Consider the following 17,606-nt stretch of genomic DNA (forward strand, 5'->3'; position numbering starts at 1 on the left):
TATTTTGATTGCCGTCATGGCTACATTTTAACTTTCCACTATTTCACACTTCCAGCGTTCATGTTGTTGTCGCCAACTCGTCCATTCATTCAATCCCAACAACGCTAGTCATTGCACTTGCGTGCGCTACACCCCAAACATGTTCATGCTTAACCCTCGTAACAATCGTCACTCTTCTTCTGCGTTTCGTAAAGCTGAATCTGGACAATCTCAGCGACTTCGAAAAAGGAAATTTGGATATTTCCAAGCGTTAGAGGCGCGGCAACTACTGACAACGCTTTTGGTTGACGGATTCGCAGTGAATTGTCCCGAGATTGAGACGATCCAAGCTGGCGTCGAAAGTGTCACGATACCCGCAAGCGATCTGGTCGTATCGGTTTCGAATAACGACGCGATAGAGCAATCGCTTGAATCTCAATCGGTTGTTAGTACCGACAAGAAAGACTCGAACGATCAAGTCGATGCACTGGCATTGCCGAGTGATTTGCCATCAAGTTTCTCTGTGTCGATTGAGTATTCCGGTGAAAGGCTGACACTTCATCTTGAAAAGAATTCGATCTTTGGAGAGAACACGAGGTTTCTGGTTGATAATGGCAGCGGCACCTTGGTTCAAGTCGATGCTGGTGCGGATCGTTCTTACCTTGGCAAAGTTGTAGAACATCCGGAATTCGATGTCAGTGCACTGCTTACTGCCGAGGGTCTCAAGGCCAATATTATTCGGCCGAATCAAAATTCTCTTACCATTGAGCCATTGGAGAATTCGTCTCCGAGCGGAATCCACAAAATCTCCGTAGCCGAAGGAGTGGATTTTGATGACGAATGTGATCACGATGAAAATCATGATGATGAAGTAGCTGCTGCAATGGCTGTAGACCCCAGCGTTGACGCCAATGCAACGCCGATTGTGAGTTCAAATTATAGCGAGGTCACCTCTTCAACGATCCCCTCGACGTCAGCCGCTATGAGCTCAGGAGCGACACTTCCGCCCACCAAAGTGATGGACGTGCTTGAGTATGAGATTGGTGTAGAGATTGGCTCGGCCGCATTATTAAACAATTATTCCGGCACTACCGTTGAGCAGAAGGTAGCGAGCGCGATGGCCGAGGCGCAAAAGATCCCTGGCAACCTCGATGCCCGTTATCTGCGTTCCGCGGGCATCAAGTACCGCTTGGGCACGGTCATTATCCGTACCGGCAGCGATCCGTTTTCCGTCAGCAACGGCAATGACAGTTCCGGCCTTTCGGCCTTCCGCAACTACTGGAATAACAATCCTCAGGAGGTCGGAAACACCCACGACCTAGCGGTGTACCACGTGCGTTCGTCTCCCTCAGGCCTCGCGTATGTCAACAGCGTCGGCACGAGCAATCGATATGCGCTCACCGCAAGTAATGGTCCCAGCAGTTGGGCTGACGGCACCCTCGCCCACGAATTCGGTCACTCTTGGAATTTGCGGCACACAAGTGATTCCGGGTTCTTCTATGAGTCAAAACCTAGAGATAATTCAGGCACCGACGAGGCAGGGGGTTCTGAAGTATTTGTCAGCATCATGCACGGTGGCGGTGACCACAATATCGGCAGGCTGGCCTCAGCTGAAGCGGACGAAGTCTACAAAATACGCAATCAAAAGCGATCGTATGGGACTCCCTATACCCCAGGAGCAGTTGCTCCATTTGGTCATAATGACACAGCGGTGGTTAGCAGTTCCGCGAGAATCCTAGACGTCATTGCAAACGATTACGACGTCAATAACGATGTGCTTGATGTTCAGTTGCTCGATACGGTCAGCCAAAAAGGAGGGACCATAAGTCTTTCGGTTGGCACTGGGCCCGGCGGTAGAAACGAGATTCTTTACACTGCGCCCGCCGGCGTAACGGGAGAAGACTTCTTTCACTATACGGTTTTTGACACCTCTGGCAAAACCGATTTTGGGGCAGTTAACATCACGATCCCCGACCCCGTTACCGTTGATTTGACACAAACCGTCTACAATTATGATCCAGGCACAGACACGTCTCCGGTTTTTTCGGGCGCAACACGCCTGACGTCTGGTGTCCAGGGCGAAGTTTTCTTTAGTGGCGGTGACGTGAGCGGAGTGGACCGAGGGGACATCTCGGGCGTTAACGCTTACAACCGTGACTTCATTCGCGGGACATCCCCTGCGACGTTTAACCATCGGGTCGTCAATGGACATTATCGTGTGACGTTGAACATGAGTGACCCAACCGGCTCGCTGGACAACATGTTCGTGAGTGGTGAAGGCGTGACCTTGGCATCGGACATTGATCGACCGGTTGGCACGAACGCGACATTCAATGTCGAAGTGGATGTCGTGGATGGTCAATTGAATTTGGAATTCGGAGATGCCGATACAATCGACCCCGCATGGGCGGTCACCCGAATCGTCGTCACACAGCAATATCCCTTCGTTGATCTAACACAGACCGTCTACAATTATGACCCTGGCACAGATACATCCCCGGTGTTTTCGGGCGCAACGCGTCTCGCGCCAGTGTACCAAGGTGAAGTCTACTTTAGTGGCGGAACGGTGGACGCGGTGGACCGAGGAGATCTCTCGGGCGTCAACGCTTATAATCGAGATTTCATTAGCGGAACAGCGCCAGCGACATTTAACCACCGAGTCATAAACGGGCAATATCGTGTGACATTGAACATGAGTGATCCAATCGTCGCATTGGACAACATGTTTGTGCGTGGCGAAGGTGTGACCTTGGCCTCGGATATTGATCGGCCGATTGGCACGAACACAACGTTCACAGTCGACGTCAATGTCTACGATGGTCAATTGAATTTGGAATTCGGAGACGCCGATACAGTTGATCCAGCTTGGGCGGTCACCCGAATCGTGTTGACGCAACAAGACGTTTTCGAGGATCCCACGGTCGTTAACCTGACCCAAACGAGTTATCGCTACGATGTGCAACCTTATGGGCTGTCTACTTTTGATTCCACCTATGTGCCGCTCACTGACAAGGTCAATGGTGATATCTATTTCACCAGTTCCGTGGCATCGATCGATAACGGTAGCGCTCCTGGAGCGAATGGACTAAACCGTGATGGAATTTTCATCACCAGTGGCTCGATGACATTGGAACACAAAGTTGCTGATGGCGTTTATGACGTGTTGGTAACGGTGGGAGACCTCAACCACGCGATGGACGACATGGTCGTTTCGGCCGAAGCTGGTGCCGTTGTGTCAACAAGTATGTCCACCAACGCTAACCAATACTTGAACACATTTGCCAATGGTGTCGCGGTATCCGACGGATCCCTTTCATTAACCTTCACCGCAGAAGGGGGAACAAACGATCGCTTCGCAACGACGCGTATCATCATTACTCGAACGGGCGATTTGCCTACACCCGCGACGATAGAAAGTCGATTGTTGTTTTACAACAACAGCGATTTCGACGGGAATGATTCCGCTGCGAACACCGCCGATGAAGGTGCAATCGCATCAGACAAACAGGCGTTATTACCAGGTCAAAATGCCAGCTTTGCAAACTACACTAGTTACAGTCGCGGCGTAAACGGGATCATAATTGACATCGCCAACCTGCCTGCGAGTGGATTGTCAGCGGATGATTTCACATTGCGTGTGGGCAACGATAGCGACACCAGCACGTTCACGGACCTGGAAATCGTTCCTGGTTTTTCGAGGCGTACCGGTGAGGGGGCTAATAGCAGCGACCGAATTACCTTGACGCTGCCCGATAAAGCCGTTGTAGGAAAGTGGTTGCAAGTCACGGTCAAGGCCAACGAGAACACAGCGTTGGAAACTCCCGACGTGTTCTACTTTGGCAATGCTCCTGGCGAAGTCGGTAACAGTACGGACGATACCTCGGTCAGCAACGCGGATGTTTTGAAGATTCGTTTGAATCGAACCGCTGGCGGTACCACGGTGGACTCTACCAGTCCCTACGATATCAATCGTGATCAAATCGTATCCAACGCCGATGTGCTGCTTGCTCGACTAGGCCGAACGACCTCCGAGGCTGAACTGAAACTGATCACTCCGAGCGGTGCAAGCAACTTCAGCAGTATTGTTGGCGTCTCTGCGTTGCAGGCAACCGATACCAATGCCGACGGTGTCGTATCGGCAATGGACGCATTACTGGTGATCAATCATCTCAGCGGGTCAACCAACAATACGTCAGGCGAAGAAACAGCGTCCCAAGAAAAGTGGAGTCATTTGGACGTTGACGGCAACGGTCATGTCACGGCATTAGATGCTTTGATGGTGATCAATGAAATGAACCGTTCGCAGACCAATCCAAACTCATCCGTCAGCCAATCCCCGCAAGCGTTTGATCTTGCCCTTCGGGATCTGCAGTCCGAGGACGAAGAAGATGACATCCAATTGCTCGATTCACGACTCGACTCGGTGTAGTGCGGTGCGACCACAAGCGTAGCGAGCTACCGCTCGGAGTGCGTTCGCCCGCTACCGTTGGTCGCTAGAATCGTGTCATGAAAACATCAATTCCAGCGATAACGGGTGTAGGATTCATTGGCCTATGGTGCCATCCATACACCGGCAAAAAAGTTGGTTTGTGGGTCACACGCAAAGCGGTTTCCTTCTAGATGCCCGCCGCGAATTCCGACACAGACACATAAGAGGGCCCTACATTGACGCTTGTTGCGCAAACTCCGAAACAAGTTTGGCTCTATTTGTAATTGTCAGAATCCTGAGAATCCTCTTGATCGGACGGACGCCCCTCTCAACGGACTTTTTCGGTGTCGCCCACCACTCGTGCACAATGTAGCGTGACGTAGCCTTGATGACTCGTAATCGACCATGTTTGGGCCATCAGCTATCGGAAGACTAGCAACATGCTTTTCCCGCATTCTCACCGTACTCGGAATCTTCATACGATCTCAGTCACTTGTTTAGGGCTCTTGATCGTGACGTTTTCGGGATGCCTTCCGACGACACCAATCGAACCGTTTTCCGTTGAATCGGTTTCACTCCCTGAAATGCCGTCACGGCCAACGGGCAAGGCAATGGCGGGTTCAACCGCATTGCGTTTCAACGTCTCCCTTCCTGTCGAACTTGGTCAACCAGGTGAGGCGAGTCAGGTTGTCGTTTTGATGCCATCGAAAAAGCCGCAGCTTAAACTTCCGTGCTTGGTATACACGCCCGCTGGATCGCCATTGTTTGCCGGAATGCAATTAACCCAACAGGACGAAATGCAAATGCTGCCCTACGTTCAAATGGGGTTCGCAGTAGTGTGCTACGAGACCGACGGCGGCGCCCAAGCACTAACACCGCAGACTCCGCCCAAAGAGATGGCGGAATTGGCACGAAAATACGTTGCGTCCAAGGCGGGTTTAGTCAATGCACGCAATGCAATCACATGGGCGTTGCGATGTTTTGAGGAGATCGACAAAACGAAGATGTATGCGATCGGACATAGCAGCGGCGGAAAGCAGGCGTTGCTGTTGGCTGCCCATGACACCCGTATCCGCGGATGTGTCGCGTTCGCACCTGCCTGCAAAATGGATAGTTCGATTGGACGACTCATACGGAGTTGGCCTGTGGAAGACCCTGACCAATTGGTGACAGAAGTCCGTCGGTCCGTTCCTATGTCACACAGCGATCGGATCCAGGTGCCATGCCTATTGATCCACAGTCACAATGACCGCATCGTCCGTTCATCCGAGGTCCAACGAATGGGTCAGGCAATTGGATCGGAAAGCGAGATCACCGAAGTCGATTCGGAAGACCATTTCGATATCCCCCAAGTCGGATTTGTAACTGCCGCGAAATGGCTTCAGAAACACACAGGGCTTGAGAGCGACGATTCCATCGATCCTATCCGCCCCGTCTCGCTCCCGGCAAAGTCACCAACACCAGTTCGACGCACCAATGTTCGGCATAACAGCGGAGACGTCCAGTACAATCCGTATCTGCAATAACATTGCTATCCGGAATAGCACAAACGGAGTGAACCGGCGGCGTTGGCGTTCGCATAGAAGACGCCAAAGTCATTATTTCCTACGATTTGAATGGAATGTTGCGTACCGTCTTGCTCTATTTGGGCTCTCGCAAAATATCGGTTACTGTTTCCTTACCTTTCACATTATAGAAAGACGTTTCGATGCGATTTCTGCCAATGCTGTTGACCATGTTCGCCATGAATTTGTCGTTTGTTTCAGGCGTTTCGGGGCAAGAGCCTGACGCCGCTAAGATCCGAATTGGAACTTATGACAACCGCTCGATTGCGGTCGCTTACGCCGCATCACCCCATAATCCTGTCGCCGAAAAAATGGTTGAACTCGATGCTGCGAAAAAGAACGGGGACGAGGAAGCTGTGAAGCGATTGAACGCATGGGGAAAAAAACGGCAACGGTTGCTGCATTTTCAAGGGTTTGCCCATGTGCCCGTTGGCGACCTTCTTGCGCCCGTCACAGATCAACTGGCAGACATTGCCACAAAACATTCGCTTGTGGCAATTGTCAGGGAATGCGATTACCTTCGATCCGATGTTGAAACGATCGATGTGACAGAAGAATTGGTAGAACTATTCCAACCCAACGAAAAAATCCGCAATATGGCTCGCAAGATTCGCGATGCCAAGCCTGTTGAGCTAACCGTGCTTTCCGAGATGTCTGCGGACAAATGAACCACTCGCAGAGACGAGAACTCAACTTTGAATGCAAATGGATCCGATTGCAGCAAGCATTGCCGTAATCGTGAGTCAATCGTTTTGCACTAATTCTTCGACGTGATGGCCAACGCATTCCGCCAACACCAACGGGTTGTAGCCGCCTTCCAGTACGCTCACAATTCGCCCCTCGGAATGCTTTTGCGCGATCCGGATCACGGCGTCGGTCAAAGCGGTGAAATCCTCGGTTTCGAGCCCCAGTGAACCGACCGGATCGAGGCGATGGCTGTCAAAACCGGCACTGATCAACACTAATTCGGGCGATATCAAGTCCGCGAAATCGCTGAGTGAATCGGTGAACTGTTCGAGTTGATCTTTGCGAGAGGTACCGAACGCAATCGGCAAATTGCGAGTGGTTCCTTCACCCGCACCGATCCCGGTTTCATCTTTCAACCCCGTATGCGGAAAGAACGGGGAACGGTGCATCGAAAAAAAACCGACCTTGGGATCGTCATAAAAAATCGCTTGCGTTCCGTTCCCATGATGAACATCAAAGTCGACAATCAGAACTCGGTCGAGTCCCAGCCTTTCGGTTGCGACGCGAGCAGCGACAGCGATGTTGTTGAACAAGCAGAATCCCATCGCTTGGTCAGCGAGTGCATGATGCCCCGGAGGCCGCGATAAGCAAAACGCATTCGTATTTTCCCCTTGCATGACGCGTTGGACCGCGTCGACCACCGCTCCGGTGGCTTTACATGCAACGTCGAATGATCGGCGGCTCACGACCGTGTCTGGATCAAGTTGCCCACCACCTTCCATGGCCATCTTTTCGACCGCCTGAATGTGCTCGGGCGTATGTACCATCATCAACGTCTTTGGCGATGCAGCATCCCACGAAGGGCGTTTACAAATGGCATCGAGAGACACAAAATGCAGATACCGAAGAACGGGCATTATACGCCCCGCGTTCTCCGGATGGTCGCCCGTTTCATGTTCTTGAAAAAGCGGATCGGAATAGAAAAGTGTCATCGATTGTGACTCTGGATAGCAGTTTTATGTTCTCGAAATCGCCTCGTCTCTGTGTGAAAATCGACCGGCTGAATTCCCTCGCCGACGCCCGCCCCCCTCCGAATCGCCGCGCTGACAAATTGTTTGGCTGCGTCGATCGCCTCAATCAAGGGTAGACCACTGGCCAACCCTGCCGTGATAGCAGCCGACAAAACGCAGCCTGTACCATGCAAGTTCTTTGTGTCTAAACGATCCGAAGCGAACCGAAGCGATTTTCCCAAGCCATACAAAAGATCGACCGATTGGTCGCCTTCAATGCCGCCTTTGACCAGAACATTCCTGGCTCCCATTCGAACAATCGCTTCAGCGGCTCTTTCCATTTCGTCAAGGCAACTCACATTCATGCCGGTCAATCGGGAAGCTTCAAAACAATTGGGCGTGACCAAACACGCATGCGGCAGCAAGCTTGACCGCAACGTCTCAATGGCTTGATCATCGATTAACACGGAACCGTGCTTGCTGATCATCACCGGATCCACAATCAACGGAAACTCTGCGTTGGCGACACGCTCTGCGACGGAGCGGATGATTTCCGCATTTCCCAACGCCCCCGTTTTCACCGCCGATGGAGGAATGTCTTGCAGGACCGCGTCGAGTTGGGCGAGAACGAATTCGGGGTGAAGCAGTTCCACCGATTTTACTGCTTGCGTATTCTGAACAGTCAATAAGGTGACTACTGACATGCCGTAGACACCATGTTGGTGAAAGGTCTTCAGGTCCGCTTGTAAACCGGCACCTCCGGAGGGATCCGAACCGGCGATTGTCATCGCAACGTGCAACGATGTTCTCCAGTCTCGGTTGGAACCGCTGAGTGGTGACGGTCGTAGTGAATAATCTCAGTCATGATAGCAATTGTTCCAGGCCACTTCATAATACCGTTCAGAGCATTCGTATTATTGCCCGAAACCGACCATAACGCTGTCCCTTCATTTGTATACGTTGTGACAAGGATCGTCCAATCCACCAAGGTGTTCAAAGATGGATCGACTCATCAAAACCCTAACTTCCGCTATTATCTTTGCACTTTTGACCTCCTTTTCCACGTCCGTTTTTGGCCAATGGAGGTACGCAGAGCGAAGCCCAATACAAACCGAGGGTGAATTGCACCGCGACTCGTCACTGAAATACCAACCAGCAATCAACAATTTCCACAACCTCGATTTACCAGCTCCGTACTGTTACGAGCCCGTTTTTGGTGCCGACGTGGGCTTTCTCGGACTGATACGTTCGAGCTCCGATGCATTTGCTCTTGTTACCAATGATAGTTCCGAAGTCGTTGCAACCAGCGATGCACTCGATCCAGAGATGAAGCTGGGCTACCGAGTTTCCGCAACGCTATTCAATCTCAGTCGTCACGTTCAGGGGCTCGACACGGGGATTTCGTTTTTCTCCGTCGGAGGAACCGTTGGCGAATCAGTCATCGGCACTCCAGGGGACTTGTCGACCAATTTATATCCCCATTTTTATGCTGGAACGCCAACCAGTCCCCAGTCAAGCTATTCGATATTTTTAGAATCGGACCTCGATTCCGCTGAATGGATGATCGGCTATCGCCCCATCCCACGGTTGCGATTGTCCGCAGGTGTTCGATGGTTAAAACTCGACGAAAACTTTGACGTGTTACGAACCGCTGAATTGAGTACCGGCACTCGCTTGGGATTTTACGCAGAATCGCACAACGACGCATTCGGATTTCAAGTCGGCGGCGAAGGAACCCTGTGGACCAACGGCAGTGCACGCGTCTATTTCTGCGGCAAGTACGCAGCTCTGAACAACGAAGTCGAGGGTAAAGCGATCGCCCAAAACATTACCTTCGACTACGAAGGCGACACCAACACTTCATTGGTAGACATTGAAATTGGAGCGCACGCTTGGGTCGCGTCATGGGCGTCAGTTGGAATCGCCTACCAAGGATTGTTCCTGGCCGATGCTGTCGGAGCATTAGAGCAATCCGATCAACAATCGATGTTCGACGCAGCACTACAAAAACCTTTTTACCATGACATCACTTGGCACGGTTTACACGTAGGAATCAAAATGATCTGGTAAGCTCCGATCCCTACGAGGGAAAGCCTCTATCGCATGCCTCACGTCCATTGTTTTCGTGCAATCACCACATCGGATGCGACCGTGCGGTCGAGTTCAAATCCGCGGTGGGCGAAAATATCAATCATCCGTTTGTTCGACGGCGACATTTCTGCGACCACACGGCGAATGTTCCAAGACTTGCAAAGATCAAGACAATAGTCGGTCAAGATGCCGCCAAGCCCGTGCCCCTGCCACTGATCGCTGACCAACACTGCATACTCCGCTTCGCGGTGATCTACATCAGCAACCAATCGTCCGACTCCAACAAACACGGACTCACCATCGATCTGCGTTTCGGCGGCAATTGCGACTTCACGATCGTAATCGTTGAAACAAAAACGCGTTGCCATTTCATGAGTCGTCGCTTTGAACATATAACGAAAACGCATCTGAATTGTCTCGGGCGAACACGATGCCACCAATCGGCACCATAGTGGCTCATCCTCGGGCTGGATTGGCCGCAAGCACATCTGTGTCCCGTCGTCGAGCGATAAATCTTTAATGAAGTCCGATGGATACGGACGAATCGCCAAGTGTGAATAGGGCGTCGTTTGCTGGTTCGCGGATTCGCGATCAAGAATGACGCGTGAATCGAGCGCAATCGCATTGTCGGGTGTGACCAAGAGAGGATTGACATCGATTTCCGAGATTTCGGGATGATCGGCAACGAGATAACTGATTCGCATCAGCACATCCACCAATTTATCAACGTCCACGCTCGGCTTGCCACGGTAATCTTGAAGCATCGGCCACGCACGAAGTGATTCCAACATCCGCCGGGCGAGTCTTTCGTTTAGCGGCGGAAGCTCCAACGCACGGTCTTGTAATATCTCGGCCATCGTTCCACCGGCACCGACCATCAAGACGCTGCCAAACACTGGATCACGTTTTGCGCCGACAATCAATTCGCGACCGTAGGGCCGCGCCATCATCTGCTGAATCGTGACACCATCGATCCGAGCGTCGGGGACCTTTTGTTTTGCATCAGTGGTGATTCGATCAAAGGCTTCCGTCACGTCCTCGGCCGTGCTTAGATTCAACACGACTCCGCCAACATCGCTTTTGTGTGTAATTTCGGGCGAGAAAATTTTCATGACCACTGGATAGCCAACTTGCTCGGAAAGCCGTACGGCTTCCTCTTTGTTTCGAGCGATGAAGGTTTTCGTTGTAGGAATTTGGTAAGCTTCAAGCAGCGTCTTGGATGCGACTTCACTGAGCGTGCTCGCGCCATCGGTTTCGATCGAATTCATTACGCTTTCGAGACGCTGAGAATCCAAATTGAATCGGATTGGAATGGATCGCGGTGTCTCGTATAACATTTCACGCCGACGCGAGTACTCGACTAAGTGCATGAACGCCGACACTGCTTTCTCTGGCGTTGCGTAAGCCGGCACTCCGGCAGAATGGAAAAGCTCGCGTCCCGGACGAACCCTTGCGCCTCCCATCCAAGCCGTCAAAACGGGTTTGCTAGAAGTCTTGGCTGCCTGAATGACTTGTTCGGCGGTTTGCATCGGATCGGTCATCGCTTGTGGCGACAACACGACCAACGCACCGTCCACATTTCCATCGGCAAGAACCGTTTGGATGGTGTCTCCGTATCGCTTTGGCGGTGCATCCCCGAGCACGTCGATGGGATTACCATGTGACCAAGGCCGAGGCAACGATTTGTTTAACGATTCCATGGTCGCATCGGATAGGTTCGCGAGCACCCCTTGGCGCTGCAATAGCGCGTCAGTTGCCATCACGCCTGGTCCACCCGCATTGGTGATGATCGCCAACCGTGGTCCTTTCGATTCCTTTTGGCGTGCAAGTAACCCAGCACAATCGAAAAGGTCGTCCACATCAAAAACGCGTATGATTCCCGCTCGGGCAAACGCGGCTTCGTAAACACTATCCACCCCCATCATGGCACCCGTGTGTGATGCAGCAGCGCGTGCCGATTCAGCGAACCGGCCTGCCTTGTAAGCAATGATCGGTTTGCTACGTGTAAACGCTCGCGATGCCGACATAAATTGGCGAGCATCCGTGATTGACTCGACGTAAAGAATGATCGAATCGGTCCAACGATCCATCGAGAAATAGTCGATCAAATCGGCGATGCCGACATCAAGCATATTTCCAACCGATACGAAGTGAGAAAAACCAATCTGCTTTTCAATGGCCCAATCCAACACAGCGGTACAAAGTGCACCTGATTGAGAAATAAAAGCGACGCGTCCTTTGATCGGCGAATCGGCTGCAAAACTGGCGTTTAAACCCGAATGCGGGGACATAATGCCCAAACAGTTTGGCCCGATGATTCGCATTCCTTCGAACTGTTTCTTTACCTCAAGAATTTCTTGTTCGAGTGCGATGCCGCGTTCACCGATTTCGCGAAAACCGGCCGACAGAATGACCACCCCTAAAACGCCTGCGTTGCCACATCGACGGACTACCTCCGGAACCGAGGCAGCGGCTGTGCAAATGACCGCCAAATCAGCGGGTGAAGGTAAATCCGGCACTGATGGGTAACACCGAACGCCTTCAATTTGGTCAAACCGCGGATTGATTGGATAGATCTCGCCTTGATAACCGCCCGCGATTAAATTGCGAATCACCGTGTTCCCGACACTCATAGGGCGCTGACTCGCACCAATAATGGCGACACTTTTCGCTGCAAAAATCTTTCTTAGATTACGAATCGGCATGTTCGTTCGGACCAAAGACGGGGTGGGAAAAATGAGTATCCGCTTAATTACAACACGGGTTTAAAAAGGGCAGGCGTGTTGATGGCGTAAGTGCGTTCTTCGTCCGTGAGCAACTCTTGCGATTGAAGTTGTTGTTCCAATACGGATTCATTGGCATCGGATGCATCCTCGTTGTGCTGCGCGCGTTCTGCGACACGTTGTCGCAGAGTTGATTCTTCAACGGGGAAATCCAAAATGCGAAAGGCAACGTTTTGGTCTCTGGCCAATTCGTAAAACGCATCACGTTGTTGACGCTTCAAAAACGTCGCATCAACAATCACGCTATATCCAGCTCTTAGGATACCGCGCGCGGCTTGTTGAAGTCGACAGTAAGTCGACTCCCTAGCGGAATTCGAATAAAGTTCTTCAACCTGCTCGGGATCTGGGCGTGAAATCGGGCTAAGTCCCACTTCTTGTTTCCGAAACACGTCCGACCGAATTCGTATCGCTCCTGCTTGTGTGATCAGACTTTCGGAAAGCGTCGTTTTTCCACTTCCGCTAACTCCGTGCGTGATTGACAACGTCGGACGCTGAATGTGCGTAAACTGGTCGGCCAAATCAATGTAGCGATCGCGAATCTTGAATTCTTCATCTCGCTGGGCATCCGATTGCCCAGCTTGATCGGCGCGAATTGATGCCACTTTTGCACGTACCAGCGACCGATAGACCAAATACCAACGCAACAGTGCAAGTGATCCATAGTCGTTAGTTTGTTCCAAGTACGTGTTGACGAATAGATGGAAAAATTCGGTATGCCCAAATGCTGAAAAGTCCATCGCCAAGAACGCCGCATCGCTCAGCACATCGATCCATCGGAACGAATCGTTGAACTCAATACCATCAAATGGCATCAATCGCCCATGCCAAGCGATCACGTTATTCAAGTGCAAATCCCCATGGCACTCACGAATGAATCCGTTTTCCACACGCTGTTGAAACTCATCCTCATACTGATCAAAGAATGACTCGCTCCACTGCAAAATCTCGTTTACGATCTCCGGCTGCCGAGACAAACCTGCGCAGGCTTTCCCCGGCAAACCAAGAACGGAGCTCGATTCTTCCCGTCTCCACAAAGCATCAAAATTGTCCAATGCATCACGACGCACACTAGCCGGATTCCCCCACGGCTCACCGGCACCGGACACCTTCGCCAGATGATGGAACTCGGCCACAACCCTGCCAAGCTGTTTTACCTTTGCAAAGGTGAGTTTTCCCAATCGCAACTGTGCACTCAATAAAGCATCGTCTGCGAAGCGACGCATCTTCACGGCAAACTCGATTGGCTCGCCATCGCCTTCCACCCTGATCTTGCCATCGGTTAGCGTGATCGGAACGACGCCCAAATAGAGATCCTTTGCATAACGACTATCGAGACGCAGTTCCTCATGGCAAAAGTGCTCTCTCTTTTCAAGGGTCGTGTAATCCAAGAATGCCGTGGCAATCGGCTTCTTAACCTTGTACGCATACGGACCAACCAAGAAGACCCACGAAATGTGCGTTTGGTGAACCACAACCAACTCACCATCGCCACGAGAGTAGGAACTCGAATCACAAAGAGCCTCAATGAGCTTCTCTGTTGAAATCAAGCCCCTCAATAAGACGTCGTTGTATGAACTAGTCATGGTTTTCCGCAACCACTCTGCGCGCTAATGCCGCACACTTTAAATCCGACATAGCACACGAATAGGACAAACGCACGTAAAACCCAAATCGGTTTTACGCATCAAATTGCGTGCAAACATTGTGCCTACATGATCAACGCTGACACTGTTCCCGAGAACTCAACGCAGCGTCTTAACGCCCAATTTGCTTGATGACGGAATCAGCAAAGCATCCTGCTATCATCCGACATTGATCCACGAATCAACATTGTCGATCGTCCAAGGTTCACGCTGTTCACGACGAAGCATCGCTGTAGCCGCTGCATCGCCATCAGCGAATTTTTCTTGGTCAGGATCCCACCGCAGCCTGCGACCAAGCTGCATCGCAATGTTACCAAGGTGTGCGACCGAGATGGTGCGGTGTCCAATTTCTGCCGGTGCGTAAGCTTGTCGGCCTTCTTTGATCGCATCGGAAAAGTCCATGTGTTCCCCCCCTTGGCCGTCGGTTCGAGGTCGCCGTAGCCGCTTTTCTTCTGGCAGCACGGTTTCCAGCAACTCAGGCCGGTTCGACTTCACGGGACCTCGCCAACCTCGTGATAGGATCCAACCATTGGTACCTTCAAACTTTAACCCCGGAGCGTCTGTGAATAGCTCGGTCGTAAGCCCCGAAGGATAACGATAGTTGACTTTGAACGATGTTGCCGTGTTCCATATCCCATCGCGGGGCGGAAATTCGCCTTTGCCTTCGATCTCTACCGGACCGGTCAATTCGTTGCCGGTTGCCCAATGAGCGAGGTCAATCATATGGGCACCCCAATCCGTGATGACACCTCCCGAATACGCAAGATGCCAACGGAAATTGTAATGGACACGAGACTCACAATACGGCATCTCGGTGGCTTGCCCTTGCCACATCTCGTAATCGAGTCCCGATGGTGGCTTGCCCAAGGTCGGATCGACTGCTTGCCGATGGCGATTGCTCGGTGGCAACAAAATTTTGACATGCTTGATCTCGCCAAATACTCCTGCTTTGACAAGTTCGACCATCCGAATGTAGGACTCGATCGACCGGTTTTCTGAAGCCGTTTGAAAAACTTTTCCCGATTGCTTGGCGACGTCCGCCAAGATACGACCTTCGCTTAACGTTAGGGACAATGGCTTTTCACAGATAACGTGCTTTCCAGCTTTCAGTGCAGCAAGTGCAGCGATAACGTGCCAATGATCGGGCGTGCCAACATGCACTGCATCGATATCTTTGTCATTGACGAGATCCCGGAAATCGGAATACGCCTTACAACGGTAGTCACTGCCCAACTTACTAGAGTAGTGTTTGTTGACTTTCGTTTCGGCATGGGCCAAGTGGTTAGAGTCGACATCACAGACAGCCAAGACTTGCTGATCCTCGTTGGCAAACATGCGATCCATATTCCAACCCGATCCATGGTCACCGCTACCGATTTGGCCCATCACGATTCGCTCGCTCGGAGCGGTGTGCCCGTCACGTCCCAGCGCCGAAGCCGGGATAACCAGGGGAGCGATCGCAGCCGTTGAAAAGGCTTTCACAAATTGTCGTCGAGCAGTTCGGTATACCATGACCATTCCCGTTAGCAAGGTGAGAGTTATGAAGGCGGCTTCGCTTTTTGAAAAACCAAACAGCGTGCTATGCGAATCGTTCGATAATGGATCGAATCACCATTTCAGTTCACGTCGAAACACGGGTTCAAGTTCGTCCGCGATCTTGACATGCTCTGGCGCAACCGGGTGAGCATCCACGCCCGGTCGGCCAGGGTAGTATCGGACGTCGATTTTTGTGATGTTCGATTCGCCCAAGGTTGCTATTGTTTTTTCGATATACTGGTTCAATTTTTTGCGGTTTTCATTGTCGCCGAACATGGGCGAGTTCAACAAGAACAAGTGTGCGTCGGGCGCATCACGCCGCAGTTGTCTAATAAAATCAACATACGCCTTTACATAGGTTGCTTCGTCAGGAACGCCTTGGTTGAAATCATTCGTACCGAGACAAATTGAAATAGCATCGGGCACGTATTGAGTTGCATCCCACGAAGAATTGGCGTCGTCCGAAAGCGCCCACTCATAAAACTGTGGCGCATTGTTTGTCTCTGTCATCCCTTGCCAATCACGAATTAGCCCACGTCCACCGTAGGCGATCAAATGACATTGGGCACCAAGACGGTCTGCGAGAACGCGGCCATAAGCGAGACGCCCGTTGGAATGATGGTCGCCTGTGGCCGGATCATCGGGCAAAATATCAATGGAGGCTCCGGCGGTAATCGAGTCGCCAATGAACAACAATTTTCGCTTCGGCAATGGCATCGGTGCCACGAAATGCCCCGTCGACGCTTCAAATGAGATTGCTTTCAAAATCCCCTGCCAACCTTCGGTACGTTTGTGAATCTCAACGGTATGTTCACCTGGTGAACCACTAAACAGCACTTGCTCGTGCTTGCCACTACGGAGTTGAATCCTTTGAGTGTCGGTGGAATCGACAATCACATCAACGTAGACCGAATCGCTGGTCGCCTGATACTTCATCAATAGTTGTGGCCCAACGAATGCCACTTTGATCTTCGTCCCTGGGTATGCAATTTTGACAGATCCATCTTCGCTTCGCACCGAGCGTCCTTCGAGAAGCACCAGCGAAGAATCAGCAGGAACCACTGATTCCAATCGAGTTGAAACACTCTTTTGAATCGCAGCATCTTGATCGGTTGTCAGTGGCGTGACTTTCAGATTTCGATATGCGACCGGGCCATGATCGCCCTGCAGTCGTATTGGTCCCGTGGCTGTTTCCTGTTTCGACATTCCAGATCTCGTCATACCGGTAACTTCCACATTTTCGTGAATGAGTTCACCGTTATGAACGACTTTCACAAAACAGGCATTAGCGATTTTTTCTCCTGAATCGTTGAATCGAGGTGCACGAAACGTGATGTCGAAACTTTGCCATTGGCCTGTGACTCGGCTTACATTCTTGGCTGGGGAATGTCCTTCGTATGCTCCACGTTGCCCATCGTGTCGGGGATAAATTCCCCCGCATTCGATCCCTGGGTACGCAGCTTTGGCAACGCCAAAGCTGTCATAGATTTGAATTTCGTAGCGTCCCATCATGTAGACCCCCGAATTCGATCCTTTGGGGATATAGAACTCAACATGCAATTGGACATCGCCATAGTCCGCTTTTGAAAGCAAGTAGTCTGCTCGTCCACTGCTATAGAGGACACCGGTTCCCGCCTCGGCAACGAGTTGAGACGAATCGTCAGGATTCAAATGCACGTTTTTGGCTAGCTGCCATTGCTTGCTCAAAGGACTCTTGCTTTGGCGCCAAGCCGACAAGTCGCTGGTGCCAATCGATTCAGAATAAGCAATCGTGCAAGAAAGTACGGCAAGTAAAAAAGCAATCAATGATCGGTTCATAGCAGAGAGCATGAGGCAGGAGAGGGGGGCAGGTGCTTAGCGTGAGTGATCCGAGTATCATCATA

At 51.4% G+C, this 17,606-nt stretch carries 10 protein-coding genes; 4 read left to right on the forward strand and 6 right to left on the reverse strand.

The features are described from left to right. Nucleotides 1–145: 145 nt before the first annotated feature. The 3 genes from CA13_RS17280 to CA13_RS17290 all read left to right on the forward strand — a co-directional run bounded on the left by CA13_RS17280 (nucleotide 146) and on the right by CA13_RS17290 (nucleotide 6,641). The gene (locus tag CA13_RS17280; protein WP_419194494.1) at nucleotides 146–4,408 is read left to right on the forward strand and encodes a dockerin type I domain-containing protein; all 4,263 of its coding nucleotides are present in this window, start codon (nucleotides 146–148) and stop codon (nucleotides 4,406–4,408) included. 440 nt (nucleotides 4,409–4,848) lie between these two features. Further along, complete coding sequence (locus CA13_RS17285; RefSeq protein ID WP_146398682.1) at nucleotides 4,849–5,934, forward strand: alpha/beta hydrolase family protein; 1,086 nt, start codon at nucleotides 4,849–4,851, stop codon at nucleotides 5,932–5,934. Nucleotides 5,935–6,116: 182 nt separating this feature from the next. Then, the gene (locus CA13_RS17290) at nucleotides 6,117–6,641 is read left to right on the forward strand and encodes a hypothetical protein (protein WP_146398684.1); all 525 of its coding nucleotides are present in this window, start codon (nucleotides 6,117–6,119) and stop codon (nucleotides 6,639–6,641) included. A gap of 75 nt (nucleotides 6,642–6,716) precedes the next feature. Here the strand turns inward: CA13_RS17290 and CA13_RS17295 are convergent, their stop codons facing one another. Beyond that, the gene (locus CA13_RS17295) at nucleotides 6,717–7,652 is read right to left on the reverse strand and encodes a histone deacetylase family protein (protein ID WP_146398686.1); all 936 of its coding nucleotides are present in this window, start codon (nucleotides 7,650–7,652) and stop codon (nucleotides 6,717–6,719) included. Then, the gene (thiD, locus tag CA13_RS17300) at nucleotides 7,649–8,458 is read right to left on the reverse strand and encodes a bifunctional hydroxymethylpyrimidine kinase/phosphomethylpyrimidine kinase (protein WP_146398688.1); all 810 of its coding nucleotides are present in this window, start codon (nucleotides 8,456–8,458) and stop codon (nucleotides 7,649–7,651) included. The genes CA13_RS17295 and thiD overlap by 4 nt, the downstream gene beginning before the upstream one ends. A gap of 211 nt (nucleotides 8,459–8,669) precedes the next feature. Here thiD and CA13_RS17305 point away from each other — a divergent pair, with 211 nt between their 5' ends. Next, nucleotides 8,670–9,740 carry a hypothetical protein gene (locus CA13_RS17305; protein WP_146398690.1) on the forward strand — a complete coding sequence of 357 codons (1,071 nt, stop codon included), beginning with the start codon at nucleotides 8,670–8,672 and terminating at the stop codon, nucleotides 9,738–9,740. A 38-nt stretch (nucleotides 9,741–9,778) separates the two neighbouring features. On the opposite strand, the gene CA13_RS17310 is transcribed toward CA13_RS17305, so the two are convergent. The 4 genes from CA13_RS17310 to CA13_RS17325 form a co-directional block, all read right to left on the reverse strand. Further along, nucleotides 9,779–12,466 (reverse strand): bifunctional acetate--CoA ligase family protein/GNAT family N-acetyltransferase, encoded by a 2,688-nt coding sequence (locus CA13_RS17310; protein WP_146398692.1) that lies wholly within the window; start codon nucleotides 12,464–12,466, stop codon nucleotides 9,779–9,781. 47 nt (nucleotides 12,467–12,513) lie between these two features. Further along, nucleotides 12,514–14,127 carry a bifunctional aminoglycoside phosphotransferase/ATP-binding protein gene (locus CA13_RS17315; protein WP_146398694.1) on the reverse strand — a complete coding sequence of 538 codons (1,614 nt, stop codon included), beginning with the start codon at nucleotides 14,125–14,127 and terminating at the stop codon, nucleotides 12,514–12,516. A gap of 219 nt (nucleotides 14,128–14,346) precedes the next feature. Further along, nucleotides 14,347–15,699 (reverse strand): Gfo/Idh/MocA family protein, encoded by a 1,353-nt coding sequence (locus tag CA13_RS17320; RefSeq protein ID WP_419194495.1) that lies wholly within the window; start codon nucleotides 15,697–15,699, stop codon nucleotides 14,347–14,349. Nucleotides 15,700–15,795: 96 nt separating this feature from the next. Then, nucleotides 15,796–17,541 (reverse strand): 3-keto-alpha-glucoside-1,2-lyase-like domain-containing protein, encoded by a 1,746-nt coding sequence (locus tag CA13_RS17325; protein WP_419194496.1) that lies wholly within the window; start codon nucleotides 17,539–17,541, stop codon nucleotides 15,796–15,798. Nucleotides 17,542–17,606: the final 65 nt, after the last annotated feature.

The sequence above is a fragment of the Novipirellula herctigrandis genome, from assembly GCA_007859835.1.
GTDB lineage: Bacteria > Planctomycetota > Planctomycetia > Pirellulales > Pirellulaceae > Novipirellula_A > Novipirellula_A herctigrandis.

Bases quoted from the DNA above. Each gene is read 5' to 3' on its own strand.
- CA13_RS17280 (WP_419194494.1), top strand. From the start codon at position 146: ATGCTTAACCCTCGTAACAATCGTCACTCTTCTTCTGCGTTTCGTAAA.
- CA13_RS17285 (WP_146398682.1), top strand. From the start codon at position 4,849: ATGCTTTTCCCGCATTCTCACCGTACTCGGAATCTTCATACGATCTCA.
- CA13_RS17290 (WP_146398684.1), top strand. From the start codon at position 6,117: ATGCGATTTCTGCCAATGCTGTTGACCATGTTCGCCATGAATTTGTCG.
- CA13_RS17295 (WP_146398686.1), bottom strand. From the start codon at position 7,652: ATGACACTTTTCTATTCCGATCCGCTTTTTCAAGAACATGAAACGGGC.
- thiD (WP_146398688.1), bottom strand. From the start codon at position 8,458: ATGACAATCGCCGGTTCGGATCCCTCCGGAGGTGCCGGTTTACAAGCG.
- CA13_RS17305 (WP_146398690.1), top strand. From the start codon at position 8,670: ATGGATCGACTCATCAAAACCCTAACTTCCGCTATTATCTTTGCACTT.
- CA13_RS17310 (WP_146398692.1), bottom strand. From the start codon at position 12,466: ATGCCGATTCGTAATCTAAGAAAGATTTTTGCAGCGAAAAGTGTCGCC.
- CA13_RS17315 (WP_146398694.1), bottom strand. From the start codon at position 14,127: ATGACTAGTTCATACAACGACGTCTTATTGAGGGGCTTGATTTCAACA.
- CA13_RS17320 (WP_419194495.1), bottom strand. From the start codon at position 15,699: ATGGTATACCGAACTGCTCGACGACAATTTGTGAAAGCCTTTTCAACG.
- CA13_RS17325 (WP_419194496.1), bottom strand. From the start codon at position 17,541: ATGAACCGATCATTGATTGCTTTTTTACTTGCCGTACTTTCTTGCACG.